The 12,305-nt window shown below is 36.3% G+C and carries 13 protein-coding genes; 1 reads left to right on the top strand and 12 read right to left on the bottom strand.

Features of this window, described 5'->3' with window-relative positions; genetic code table 11:
- Nucleotides 1-286: 286 nt before the first annotated feature.
- Nucleotides 287-1,963: a DAK2 domain-containing protein gene (locus AAG068_RS19330; RefSeq protein WP_342715503.1), complete on the bottom strand. Its 1,677-nt coding sequence runs from the start codon at nt 1,961-1,963 to the stop codon at nt 287-289.
- A gap of 22 nt (nt 1,964-1,985) precedes the next feature.
- Nucleotides 1,986-2,348, bottom strand: coding sequence for an Asp23/Gls24 family envelope stress response protein (locus AAG068_RS19335; RefSeq protein ID WP_000021109.1), 363 nt, complete (start codon nt 2,346-2,348; stop codon nt 1,986-1,988).
- Between the two features lie 376 nt (nt 2,349-2,724).
- Here AAG068_RS19335 and rpmB point away from each other — a divergent pair, with 376 nt between their 5' ends.
- Entirely contained in the window at nt 2,725-2,913 is a 189-nt protein-coding gene (gene rpmB, locus AAG068_RS19340) for a 50S ribosomal protein L28 (protein ID WP_000124776.1), read from the top strand.
- Nucleotides 2,914-2,986: 73 nt separating this feature from the next.
- On the opposite strand, the gene spoVM is transcribed toward rpmB, so the two are convergent.
- The 10 genes from spoVM to def form a co-directional block, all read right to left on the bottom strand.
- Entirely contained in the window at nt 2,987-3,067 is an 81-nt protein-coding gene (gene spoVM, locus AAG068_RS19345) for a stage V sporulation protein SpoVM (protein WP_001213599.1), read from the bottom strand.
- A gap of 66 nt (nt 3,068-3,133) precedes the next feature.
- Nucleotides 3,134-3,814 (bottom strand): thiamine diphosphokinase, encoded by a 681-nt coding sequence (locus AAG068_RS19350; protein WP_342715505.1) that lies wholly within the window; start codon nt 3,812-3,814, stop codon nt 3,134-3,136.
- A 99-nt stretch (nt 3,815-3,913) separates the two neighbouring features.
- On the bottom strand, nt 3,914-4,558 hold the full coding sequence (gene rpe / locus AAG068_RS19355; RefSeq protein ID WP_098667721.1) for a ribulose-phosphate 3-epimerase: 645 nt from the start codon (nt 4,556-4,558) through the stop codon (nt 3,914-3,916).
- A 2-nt stretch (nt 4,559-4,560) separates the two neighbouring features.
- Nucleotides 4,561-5,442 carry a ribosome small subunit-dependent GTPase A gene (rsgA, locus tag AAG068_RS19360; protein ID WP_048530535.1) on the bottom strand — a complete coding sequence of 294 codons (882 nt, stop codon included), beginning with the start codon at nt 5,440-5,442 and terminating at the stop codon, nt 4,561-4,563.
- Between the two features lie 252 nt (nt 5,443-5,694).
- On the bottom strand, nt 5,695-7,668 hold the full coding sequence (prkC, locus tag AAG068_RS19365; RefSeq protein ID WP_342715506.1) for a serine/threonine protein kinase PrkC: 1,974 nt from the start codon (nt 7,666-7,668) through the stop codon (nt 5,695-5,697).
- Nucleotides 7,669-7,676: 8 nt separating this feature from the next.
- Entirely contained in the window at nt 7,677-8,429 is a 753-nt protein-coding gene (locus AAG068_RS19370) for a Stp1/IreP family PP2C-type Ser/Thr phosphatase (protein WP_342715507.1), read from the bottom strand.
- Between the two features lie 4 nt (nt 8,430-8,433).
- Complete coding sequence (gene rlmN / locus AAG068_RS19375; protein WP_048530542.1) at nt 8,434-9,522, bottom strand: 23S rRNA (adenine(2503)-C(2))-methyltransferase RlmN; 1,089 nt, start codon at nt 9,520-9,522, stop codon at nt 8,434-8,436.
- A gap of 4 nt (nt 9,523-9,526) precedes the next feature.
- Nucleotides 9,527-10,861, bottom strand: coding sequence for a 16S rRNA (cytosine(967)-C(5))-methyltransferase RsmB (gene rsmB, locus AAG068_RS19380; RefSeq protein WP_342715508.1), 1,335 nt, complete (start codon nt 10,859-10,861; stop codon nt 9,527-9,529).
- A complete protein-coding gene (fmt, locus tag AAG068_RS19385; protein WP_000598791.1) occupies nt 10,858-11,802 on the bottom strand; it encodes a methionyl-tRNA formyltransferase in 945 nt (314 codons plus the stop codon). Before fmt ends, rsmB begins: the two co-directional genes overlap by 4 nt.
- Before the next feature lie 23 nt (nt 11,803-11,825).
- The gene (gene def / locus AAG068_RS19390) at nt 11,826-12,296 is read right to left on the bottom strand and encodes a peptide deformylase (protein ID WP_342715509.1); all 471 of its coding nucleotides are present in this window, start codon (nt 12,294-12,296) and stop codon (nt 11,826-11,828) included.
- Nucleotides 12,297-12,305 lie beyond the last annotated feature (9 nt).

Raw genomic sequence — 12,305 nt, forward strand, 5'->3', positions numbered from 1 at the left:
GATTCTCACGCTCCGTCACATTATTTTCTTTCATTATCCATTAACGCGATTGACATCTGTAATCGCTCTCTTTCACCTTATATATTCTATCATAGGCATTCTAAGAGAAACTACTCAAATCCCTCATAAGCAACACGAAAGAAAAGAGCCTCACTATTAGCAGCAAGGCTCTTTTTTATCTACAATATGCTAGCCTTTTGAATAAAAACTAGTAATAAACTTCATATTACTACTTATTATCCATTAGCAAGTAAATAATCCATTTATTTTCAAAACGAATTTTTTCTTATTCTACAGAGAAGATGAAAGAATACACTGGTTGGTTTCCAGCATGTACTTCTACTTCTGCATCTTCAAAGTTCTCTTCTACAAATTCAACTAACTCAGCTACTTCTTCATCAGTTGCATCTTCACCTTGTAGAATCGTTACGATTTCAGAATCTTCATCAATAAGCGCTTCTAGTAATTGCTTTGCAGCTCCTACTTTTTCAGTATTTGTTGATACGATTTTTCCATCTGCAATACACATGAAGTCATCTTTTTGAATTGCTACACCATCAATTTCCGTATCACGTACAGCATACGTAATTTGACCAGTTTTCACATGAGATAAAGCTTCTTTCATGTTTTCTTCATTTTCTTCTAACGTTCCAACTGGGTTAAATGCTAACATTGCAGCCATACCTTGAGGAACTGTTTTTGAACGAACTACAATTACTTCTTGATCGACAACTGACGCTGCTTGTTCTGCTGCCATCACAATATTCCCGTTATTCGGTAAAATAATGATTTTTTCAGCGTTCGCTTCTTCAATCGCCTTCACAATATCCTCCGTACTTGGATTCATTGTTTGGCCACCTTCGATCACTTTCGTTGCGCCAATGCTCTCAAATAAAGTTTTAATACCAGATCCCATAGCTACAGTTACGATACCGTACGGTTGCTTCTCTTTAGACTGGCTAATTGGCTCAGGCATCATAGCAGGCTCATCTAATAAAGCAGTATGCTGTTCACGCATATTCTCTACTTTAATCTTGATTAAACTACCGTAACGTTGTCCATAGTTCATAGCGTCTCCAGGATGCTCTGCATGAATATGAACTTTTACAATCTCATCATCAGATACAACTAGTAAAGAATCACCATACACACTAATATCTTCACGGAATTTTTGTTCAGAGAAATTATGTTCTTTCACTTTTTCAGCTTCTAATTTCACCATGAACTCCGTACAGTATCCATACTTAATATCTTCTGTACTCAATTGGCTTTGTACACTACGGTGATGTTCTGCGCGTACCATTTCATTCATAGATGGTTGCGTCGGCGCATCAGAAGAAATTGTTTCTCCTTTTAAGTCAGCTAAAAATCCTTCGTATACAACAACAAGACCTTTACCACCGCTATCTACAACGCCAACTTGTTTTAATACAGGTAATAAATCCGGCGTACGATTTAACGATGCATTTGCTTCTTTCACAACGTCTTCCATAAACAAAACAAAGTCGCGCTGTTTTTTCGCAACTGTTACTGCATATTTACCCGTTTCTCTAGCAACCGTTAAAATCGTTCCTTCAATCGGTTTCATAACCGCTTTGTAAGCCGCTTCTACTCCAGCTTCTAAAGCTTCAGCAAAATCAACTGTTGTTAATTTTTCTTTTTGCTCAATGGATTTTGAGAAACCACGGAATAACTGAGATAAAATAACTCCAGAGTTACCACGAGCTCCCATTAATAATCCTTTGGCTAAACTTACGCCGACTTTACCAGCATGTTGTGAAGGATTTGCTTTCACTTCACGTGCGCCTGAAGTCATAGATAAGTTCATGTTTGTACCGGTATCGCCATCTGGAACTGGAAATACGTTTAATGCATCAACAAGCTGAACATTATTTGTTAAATTATTCGCTCCTTGAATGATCATTTGTGATAAACGTTTTCCATCAATTTTTTGAATTGACACAGATTTTCCTCCTTAATGCACATTACAAGTTTATTACTTTAACTCCTTGTACGTAGATGTTTACAGAATCTACTGCTAGTCCTACAGTTTGATCTAATGTATATTTCACTTTCGTCTGCACGTTATGTGCTACTTCTGAAATTTTCGTACCATAGCTCACAATAATATACATATCAATATGTACTTCATCTTCATCTTTACGAACGATAACACCTCTAGTGAAGTTTTCTTTTCGTAAAATGTCTGTTAATCCATCTTTTAACTGATTTTTTGATGCCATACCTACGATACCGTAGCAATCTACCGCGGCACCTCCAGCAATTGTTGCAATTACATCTGTACTAATATCAATTTGACCGTACTTCGTTTTAATTTCAATTGACATCTCGTTTTCCCCCTTCATAAATGGTGAAAGTGAGTTAGACTACTTTAGTTACTATCATATAATCTTTTTAAAGAAAATTCCATCGTTCTTTCTTTTCACTCTCATATTTTATGTTTTAAATCACATTTTTTATGATGAGCAAAATAGTCCATTGTTATTATACAACATGTACCACTATAATATGTCAAGCAATTTTTCTTGATTTCAACTTTTCTTCATTGATATGTAGTGTCAAGTAATTTTTCTTGATTTCTTTTTTCTACAGTGTTGCATTCTCTATTTAGTTGTGTTAAATTATAGTAGTGTTTTTAGCATCGCATAAAAGACTAACATTGAAAAATTACGTATGGTAAGGTATCAAGGGAGGGAAATATAAATGGCTCGTGTTTGTGCTATTACTGGAAGAAAAGCTCGTTCTGGTAACTCTCGTTCTCACGCAATGAACGCTACAAAACGTAAGTGGGGCGCTAACCTTCAAAAAGTTCGCGTACGCATCGACGGAAAAGTTCAACGTGTTTACGTTTCTGCTAGAGCATTAAAATCTGGCAAAATCGAACGTGTTTAATAATAAAAAAAAGAGCCGATAGGCTCTTTTTTTACTATACCAATGAAAAAAGCACCGGTAATAGGTGCTTTTTTTAATCTTTTTTGAAGGTATTTAACATGGCACGAACAATTCCACCAAGAAATTTAGGTAACTTAATTGTATAAAATCTCATGGTTTCCCTCCTAATCCCCATTACTCCACTTGTTCACTATATGATGTAAGGAGCAAAATTGTTTCTTTAATCAGTGCTTCTTATCACCATTAATATGCCAGAAGTAAATGAAAAAGTACCTTTTTCCTCAACGAGTTCATTACTAATACAAAGTGTCGATCCCCACTCTATTGTTTTATTTGTTAGAGGATACTTAAAACCAAGTAATGTAATCCCTTCCACTATTTCAGTAACCGGTACAAAAGATACATAAGGAAAATTTTTATTTTCTTCAATTATATGTGTACCCACTTTTTTTACGCTTATTTCATTTTTATTGTCTACAATGCACATTTCTATTCCTACTTCTAACCCTTTTAAAAGCATCTGTATATTTGCTAAACCGTGATCCAACCTTCCGCCGGTAGCACCAAAAATGCGAATTAATGCTGGATTTTTTTCTAACGCCCAGTTAATCGCAATTTCTAAATCTGTTTGATCTTTTTCACGAGAAACAATATGTAAGTCATTTGTTTGCTGTCCCATCCATTCTAATTCCTCTTCAGTAACCGAATCGTAATCTCCAAACGCAACAGCTGGAGTAATCCCTCCTTTTAATAAACGATATACTCCTCTATCAACTGCCGCCCACACTACTTTCTCATTTTCATATCGAGAAAAATCTGCACAATATTCCGCAGGTCCTCCCGCTAAAATATGAATTATCATGTTTCCTTCCCCTTCTATTGTAAAAAGGCAATCTGCCATTCGGTAGATTGCCTTTTTACATATTTTTTCTCTATCCTTTATAAATAGTGAAAACCTATTACACTAGAAGATTCACTAGGATAAAGACTCGTTCATTCATTATCCACGAATGACACGAATTGCTTCACCGCGGTCTTTTTGATTGTATACAGCTGATCCAGCTACAAGTACATTTGCTCCTGCTTCCACACAAAGTCTTGCTGTTTCAGCGTTTACACCACCATCAACTTCAATTTCTACGTCTAGATTGCGCTCTTTAACCATATCTGCAACTTGTTTAATTTTCGGTAATACAGAATGGATAAATTTCTGTCCACCGAATCCAGGATTTACTGTCATAAGTAATACCATATCGATATCTTCTAATACATGCTCAATCACTGAAACTGGCGTATGCGGATTTAATACAACCCCCGCTTTAATGCCATGAGATTTAATTAACTGAATTGTACGATGTAAATGAGGGCACGCCTCTACATGAACAGTAATAATATCCGCTCCCGCTTTTGCGAAAGTCGGGATATAGTTATCAGGATTTTCAATCATTAAATGTACATCTAATGGTAACGATGTAATCGGACGGATTGCTTCTACAATTAATGGTCCAATCGTAATATTTGGTACGAAATGTCCATCCATTACATCGACGTGAATGTAATCTGCTCCACCCTTTTCTACATCTTTAATTTCTTCCCCTAATTTTGAAAAATCTGCTGATAAGATCGATGGTGCAATTTTAATCATAACTAATACCTCGGCTTTCTCTCTCTAATTTCTTCTACGAATTGTTTGTAATTCTTATAACGATATTCTGTAATCTTCCCTTCTTCAACTGCTGCCTTCACAGCGCATTTCGGTTCAGAAAGATGTGTACACCCTCTAAATTTACAGTATTGGCTCGCTTCTTTCAACTCTGGAAAACAATATGTAAGATCTTCTACCTCGATATCTATGAAATCAAGTGAACTAAAACCAGGTGTATCTGCCACTAGTCCGCTTCCAATCGCAATCAATTCCACATGTCTTGTCGTATGTTTCCCGCGTCCTAAATGCGAGGAAATATCATTCGTTTTCAGTTCTAACTCTGGACGTAAAACGTTTAGCATAGAAGATTTTCCAACACCTGATTGTCCTGCAACGACAGAAACACAACCTTCTAAGAATGGTTTTAAAATATCAATACTTTCCGATGTATTTATAGAAGTAAATAATACATCATATCCCATCTCGCGATAGTCATTTGCATAAGATTCAACAGTCTCTCTCATTTTTTCATCTACTAAATCCATCTTACTAATGCAAATAATCGGTTTAATGTTATGATATTCGATCAGCACTAAAAATCGATCTAACAGTCCCGGATTAAAATCTGGTTCTACTGCGGAGAAAACAAGGATGGCTTGGTCAACATTAGCAATAGGAGGCCTAACAAGTTCATTTTTTCGATCAAATACTTCAAGCACGTATCCTTCAGTTGGATTATCTGCTTGAAAAACAACTTGGTCTCCTACCAGTGGTGTAATTTTATTTTTTCTAAACACACCACGCCCGCGACATTGTGTAATCCCCTCTTCATGCTGCACATAATAAAACCCACTTAGAGCTTTTACAATTTTTCCTTCTGGCATATAATTCTCCTTTATTTTGTATAAAGTGAAGCTGTAATTAAAATTATTAAATAATGATTTCAAAACCCGTCATATATACAAGTTATTATATTTAACCTACCATCAAATTTAAAATATTATTTATAACAGTATCACTTTTATAGCTTTTTGAATCATATATTTTTGCCTGTTATACTTTCTACTATATGTAGACAACATAACAGGCAAGAGTAATACATTCCATCCTCTTAAAACAGAACATGAAATTCATTATTATTGAGTTGGGTAAGGTACTTCTTTGTCGATAATCGTTACACCATCTCGCACAATTTTATAGTGTCCTTTTGTGCCTTCTTGAATTACAAATTCTAATGAAATAGTTGTCGACTCTGAAATTGCTCTAGTTTCAAATGGTCTATCCATTTTTTGTTGCATATCTTCTTTATAAATTTCTATCGTTTGTGGTTTTTTCTCACCTATTATAGAAGACTCATACGGAATAGAAATATTATCTACTTTCACTGTTTTCGTTACTTTCGGCTTAGGACCTTCTGAGATGACAATCGTCACTTTATCTCCTTCTTTTAACGGCGTTCCTGGTTTTGGAGATTGCGAAATGACAAGTCCTTTATCAACAGTATCGGAATACTCGCGTTTTATATCTGGAGTTAATTTTCTCTCATTCAAATAACCATTTACGCTATTTTCAGTCCATCCTGAAAAATCACCTGGTCTAATTTGATAAGGACCTTTACTTACCCAAATTTTCAGTTCTTGTTCCGCTTCTACTACCATTTGATCCGGCGTCGGAATTTGCTCAACGATTTCACCTTTTGGTCTATCATTTTCAATATAATTTATTGTAACTTGCTTATATTTTTCTTCTAATTCATTCCTTATACTCTCAAAATCTTTTCCTGTGAGATCACTCATCTTATTTTTCTTTTTTCCACCTGATTGATAGATAGTAATTTTAGAACTTTCTTTCACGACTCTCCCTGCCACAGGGTCTGTTTTTATGACATCACCGACTTCTACATCATCTGTATATACAATATTAGGTTCGGTAACCTCGAAACCCTTTTCAACTAATGTATTTACTGCTGTCGTATATTTCATACCAGCCACATCAGGGACTTTTACATCTTTTGGAATAAAGAACCCAGGAATAACAGTAAGCGCTAATGTTATTCCAATCGATAAAAGTAAAAATGTTGTAATTAAAATTTTGAGCCATTTATTACTTCGTTTTTTCTTCTTATTTAATTCTGCTTCTTCGTTTCTTGTCTGTTCATCCACTTTACTTCCTTTTAAAACAATTGTTTCATCAGTTACATTTTCGAATAATTGTTCTTGTTGAATAATTGGAATCGCTTTTGTCGCTTCCATATCTTCCGGTATGTAAAATGGCTGCTCATTTATCCTCTCTGGATATAGTGCAGTTTCAATATCTCGTTTCATCGCATTGGCAGATTGATATCGATGAAACGGATCTTTTGCAGTTGCCTTTAATATAATATTTTCCACACTTTGTGGAATATTTTCATTCCATCTTTTTGGAGACGGAATTTCACTTTGTAAATGCTTCAAAGCTATAGCAACAGCAGATTCGCCAGAAAACGGTTGTCTTCCTGTTAACAACTCAAACATAACAATCCCTAGGGAATAAATATCTGATTGTTTATTTGCTATCCCGCCGCGCGCTTGTTCTGGTGATAAGTAATGCACCGAACCGAGTACCGAATTTGTATGTGTAATTGTTGTCGCACTTGTAGCTGTCGCAATTCCAAAATCTGTTACTTTTATTACTCCATCAGTTCGAATTAATATGTTGTGCGGTTTTATATCACGGTGCACAATTTCAAAATGATGGGCGTGTGCCATGGCGGATGTTAACTGCTCCATAATATCAAGAGCTTCTCCTATAGGTAACATCCCTCGCTCGATTATGTATTGTTTCAATGTTTGTCCTGGTACATACTCCATTACAAGATAATATATACCATCTTCTTCTCCGACATCATACATATTCACAATATTTGGATGCGACAACGTTGTAACAGACTGCGCTTCTCGATGGAAACGTTTAATAAACTCTTCGTTATTTGAATAGTCGAGTCTTAATATTTTTACCGCTACATCCCGGCCCAGTATTTCATCATGAGCTAAATACACATTGGCCATTCCACCGCCACCAATCATTTTCAGTAGCTTATAACGGTCATTTAAGCGTTTTCCAATCAGCACGTTGCACTTCACCTACTTTCGTTTGTCGAACCCGCATAATCAATAAGAACAAGGGTGATATTATCTTCCCCGCCACGATCATTCGCCAATTGAATGAGACGTTGTCCCTTAGCTTCTAGCTGTTCATTTAACTGTAAAATTTGTTGCATATCAGCAATAGAAACTTTGTTAGATAATCCATCAGAGCAAAGAAGTAACTGATCATCTTCCTCAAGCACTAATGTTTTAACATCTAATCCGACTTTTTCTTCTGTTCCTAATGCCCTTAACAAAACATTCTTTTTCGGGTGATATTCTGCGTCTTCTTTTGAAATTTCACCATGTCTCACAAGTTCATTTACAAGTGAATGATCTTCCGTTACAAGCGAGATTTTCCCCTCTGATATCATATAACAACGACTATCTCCTATGTGACCTATTGTCACAAAGTTTGGCGTACAAACTGCTATTATAAGCGTTGTTCCCATACCATTACATTCTACATGTTGCTTAGAGTACTCATATACACGCTCATTAATAATCCCAACACTAGTATGTAACCACTCTTCTACTTTTTTGGGCTCATTCATATTATGCGTTTGCTTCCAATAATCATGGAATAATTGAATGGTCATCGAGCTAGCTACATCACCAGCTCGATGACCTCCCATTCCATCTGCTACTACCGCTAAAATATTTCCATCTAAATTGTGAAAAACTCCTGCACTATCTTCATTATGTTGACGAACTTTTCCTTTATCTGATAGAAACACGGCTTTCATCTCGTCACCTCGTCTCTTCTTTGCGCTCCTTCGCACGCAACTGACCGCAGGCTGCATCAATATCATGACCTTGTTCACGGCGAATCGTTACATTTACTCCACGATCTTTTAACGTTTTTTCAAATAAGAAAATTTGTTCACGTGGCGTACGTACATAATCACGTTCAGGTACGTAGTTTACCGGAATTAAGTTTACATGACATTTTACACCTTTTAAGAGCGCAGCAAGCTCTTCAGCGTGCTCAACTTGGTCATTTTCTCCTCCAAATAGTCCATATTCAAAAGTAATACGACGACCTGTTCTATTTACATAGTATTTAATAGCTTCCATTAAATCAGGTAGCTTATAAGCACGGTTAATCGGCATTAATTTTGAACGTAATTCTGAGTTTGGAGCATGCAGTGAAATCGCAAAATTAATTTGTAAGTCTTCTTCAGCGAACTTATAAATTTTCGGGATAATTCCACTTGTCGAAACTGTCATATGTCTTGCACCAATATGAAGTCCTTTTTCATGATTAATAATGCGTAAGAATCCCATTAAATTATCGTAGTTATCAAACGGTTCTCCAATTCCCATAACAACAAGAGAGCTTACACGTTCTTCTGATTCATCAAGTGCACGTTGCACTTCTACTACTTGTGCTACAATTTCTCCAGCTTCTAGGTTTCGTTTTAAACCACCAAGCGTTGAAGCACAGAACGTACATCCAATACGACAACCTACTTGCGTTGTTACACAAATTGAATTTCCATATTCATGTCGCATTAATACCGTTTCAATAGAATATCCATCATATAATTGGAATAAGAATTTAATCGTTCCATCTGAAGACGTTTGTTTTACTAACGTGTTTAAAGTAGTAATATCAAAGGAATTCGACAATTTATCACGCAATCCTTTAGAAAGGTTTGACATATCCTCATAATTTTTTACACGTTTTTTATATAACCAGTCAAAAATTTGTCCAGCACGGAACTTTGGTTCTCCTTGTTCCTTTAACCACTCTTGCATTTCATGAAGTTGTAAAGAGTAAATTGATGGTTTTTTCGTTTCTAAATTTTTCTTTTGTTTTCTCACAGTCGTTTCCACGATGCTACACCTTCTTCCTTAAACAAGCAATATAAAAGCCATCTGTTGCAAAATAATGCGGTAAAATTTGTACTTGACCTTCATCAATATACGGACTTAACTTTTCTGGCATACGCTCTTTTATCGTAGTATCCCACTCAAATTCAGGATGCTCTTGTAAAAATTGCTCTATTACTTGTTCATTTTCTATTTTCTCAATTGTGCACGTACTATAAACAAGGCGACCACCTTGTTTTAATAACGGTGCGATTTTTTCTAGTATTGCAAGTTGAATCGTCGATAATCTTTCACTATCGCCTTTATCTTTACCTAACTTAATATCAGGCTTACGTCTAATTACACCAAATCCAGAACATGGGGCATCTACTAATATTTTATCAAACGTTCCATTTGCAAAATGCTCTTGCACTTTTCTAGCATCTAATGCCTTTGTTTCGACATTTTCTAGACCAAGTCGCTCTGCTTGTTGTTTAATTAAACGTACTTTATGTGCATGTAAATCAAGAGACATAACTTGGCCAGTTCCTTTTAATCGCTCTGCAATATGCGTTGTTTTTCCGCCTGGAGCAGCACAACTATCAAGAACTACATCTCCCTCATCTGGTTCTAGAGCGCGCGCTACCAGCATAGAACTTTCATCTTGAATAGAAAGAAAACCTTTTTTAAACGCATCTGTGTGCGCTACATTCCCTTTTTCAATTTGAATGGCATCATCTGATAAATCGCCACGCTTCGCTTCTATACCTTCACTAGCCAATAATTTAATTGCTTCTTCTACTGTTATTTTATCAACATTTACACGCGCCGTTGGTACAGGCGGTAACATGTTCACTTCACACATTTTCTCAGCAGTTTCTAAACCATATTCTGAAGTCCACTCTTGAACAAGCCAAACTGGATGACTTGTTGCAATTGCCAAACGTTCTACTGGATCTTTAATTTCATCTACAGAAGGTACACCTTCTCTTTGAATCGAACGTAATACACCGTTCACCATACCAGCAATCCCTTTATGGCCGCGACGCTTTGCAATCTCAACCGCTTCATGAATAGCCGCTCTTTCGGGCACTCGGTCTAAATAAATCATTTGATATAAAGATAAGCGAAGTAATACTCTTACCCACGCCTCAACCTTCTTTTTTAAAAAAGGCTGTAAATAATAATCTAATGTGTCACGACGTTGAATCGTTCCATATACAATTTCAGTTAATAAACCAATATCTTTTCTATCAATTGTACTTTTTTCAATTAAATTATTTAAAAGTAAGTTACTGTATGCACCACTTTTTTCTACTTGAATTAAACCATCAAGAGCTAATTCACGAACATTTTGTCTCATGCATTTTCTCCTAACTTCGTTCCAATTTCAGGTTTTGTGCCACGTAAAAACTGTGAACAACTCATACGCTTTTTACCAGAAGGTTGCAACTCAGTAACTTTAACACCCGTTTCATTACCAGTCGCTACAACAAAACCATCTTCTTCGATCGCAACAATCGTACCTGCTTCAGCTGATTTCGTTACAGGTACTTTTTCTCCCCACCATACTTTAACAACTTGTCCTGCTAAAGTTGTATAAGCAACTGGCCATGGATTCAATCCGCGAATGTGATTGTATACTTCTTCACCTGTTTTTGTCCAATCAATTTTCTCTTGCTCACGTTTTATATTATATGCAAACGTTACTTCTTCTTCATTTTGTTTAATCGGTTCTAGCTTACCTTGAATTAATAAAGGTACTGTTTTAGATAGAAGATGCGCTCCTGCTTCACTTAATTTATCAAATAACGAGCCTGTCGTTTCACGCTCTTCAATTTCCACTTCTACTTGCGTTAAGATGTCACCAGCATCCAATTTTTCTACCATATACATAATTGTAATACCTGTTTTCTCTTTCCCTTCCATAATTGCATAATGGATTGGCGCACCACCACGAAGTTCAGGAAGTAAAGAGGCGTGGACGTTAATACATCCATACTTCGGTGCTTCTAAAATTTCATTTGGTACAATTTGGCCGAATGCAGCTGTTACAATTAAATCTGGCTCTAATGCCAATACTTTTTCATATTCGTCTTTTTCACGAATTCTTAACGGTTGTAACACTGGAATACCATGTTTTTCTGCTTCCACTTTAACAGGTGTAGGTGTTAATACTTTCTTTCTGCCTACCGGACGATCTGGTTGCGTCACAACACCTATTACATCATAGCCATCTTCAATAAGACGACGAAGCACCGGCACTGAAAAGTCCGGTGTTCCCATAAATACTACTTTTATCATTTAAAAACCGCTCCTTTTAATACCTATTCTAATTCGCTTTCCTCATAATATCTCGTCACTTTCGATGTAAATAACACACCATGTAAATGATCGATTTCATGTTGAATTGCACGCGCTAAAAATCCTTCTGCTTCTAGTAAAAATACTTTACCTCGGCGATTTTGCGCACGTACTTTAATATAATCCGCACGTTCCACTTCACCATAAAGTCCCGGGAAGCTTAAACAGCCTTCGGGACCTACTTGTTCACCACGTTTTTCTAGTATCGATGGATTGATTAACTCGATTCTCCCAGTATCATCACCGATATCAACTACCGCCACTTGCAAGCTTACCCCTACTTGAGGCGCAGCTAAACCGACTCCGTCCGCAATTAACATTGTTTCATGCATATCTTTCAACAATTTCACTAACTTTTTATCAAAGTTAATTACTCTTTCACACGGTGTTTCTAACACTTCATTTGGGTGCTTTACTATTTCTAAAACTGCCATATTTCCCTC

It is taken from the genome of Bacillus paramycoides (assembly GCF_038971285.1).
GTDB lineage: Bacteria > Bacillota > Bacilli > Bacillales > Bacillaceae_G > Bacillus_A.